Raw genomic sequence first — 1,211 nt, forward strand, 5'->3', positions numbered from 1 at the left:
GGGGCTGCGGATGTTTTGTTGGAGTGCATCTGAGGGACTTTGTCTCGTAGTTATGCACTCAGTGCCTGTCGATGCTCGGCGATGGTCGTATATCCATCACCGAGTGTCGACTTCAACCTTGTATTGATGTAGAAGTCAATGTAGGACTCAATATACTCGCGCATCTGTGCAACCGTCATCTGTGACGTATGCGCTCTGCCTTTGAGTAGTTCTTGTTTCATCGTGCCGAAGAACCCTTCCGTGCGCGCATTATCACCACTGGTGCCTTTGCGCGACAATGACGGGATATACCGCCACCTGGCCCGACACCACGTATCAGCCTGGCATGCAGGACAGTCCAGGTTGTTATGTGTGTGGTCAGTAATCAGACCAACCCACTTGGTGCTGCGGTAGAGTCCTCCCCGGTCAGAGTGCAGAATTGGCCGTACCCCATCAGGCTTTAACACGTCAATGCGGTTGATCATGTCTGCAACAAGATCATGATTCGGTGATGTCGACATGGTCACGGCAATGGGCATCCCATCAAAGAAATCAATCGCTGCCGAAAGATACAGTTTCCCGTCCGGGCAGTGAATCTCAGTCACGTCGGTACCGATCTTTTCCCACGGCCTATCAGCATGAAAATCATGGGTGAGCCCCTCAGCATCGGCGTGGGTGCGAAAGTACTCGGATAGCTCGATAACATCAGGCACCGGCTGTGCATTGTCGTGGCACTGACACGTGGTGCGGGGTTTGACCAGCAGCAGGTTTGCTGGGCTGTGGGCGGTTTCACCGGTATACGACGAGTACTTCGTTGACTGCTTCGCTGGTGGCCTGCAGGCAAGTTCATCCATTAACTCACGCACAATCTTTTCTGATATCCGGTGTCCTTGGGCTTTCAGCCAGGCATGGATACGGCGATAGCCATAGCTTTGATTCGACTCGGCAACGGCTTGCATAATCAACGGTTTGTACTGCTCACGACGCGCGGTGCGTCGGGCTAACACCCGCTGGTGTTTGCCCTGGTGGTGATAAAACGTTGATTCGGCAATACCAACAAGCTGGCACGCTTTCTTAATAGAGACACCGTGTGCGTCCGTGATGGCAACTACGACCGCGGCTTTCGCCGCTGTGGTAAGCACACCGTCACGGACGCTGACTTTTCCCTGGGCTTGACCGCCCATGAGTACTTCGATGATCGCGTCTTTGACTTTCTGCCGGTCGCGTTCGTC

At 53.9% G+C, this 1,211-nt stretch carries 1 protein-coding gene; it reads right to left on the bottom strand.

All coding sequences use genetic code 11. The features are described 5' to 3' along the window. Positions 1–50 precede the first annotated feature (50 nt). The coding region (locus BJP07_RS09685) for an IS3 family transposase (protein WP_143111773.1) at positions 51–1,211 on the bottom strand (1,161 nt) is incomplete at its 5' end.

Origin of the sequence: Corynebacterium sp. NML130628 (assembly GCF_001875665.1) — a bacterium.
Lineage (GTDB): Bacteria > Actinomycetota > Actinomycetes > Mycobacteriales > Mycobacteriaceae > Corynebacterium.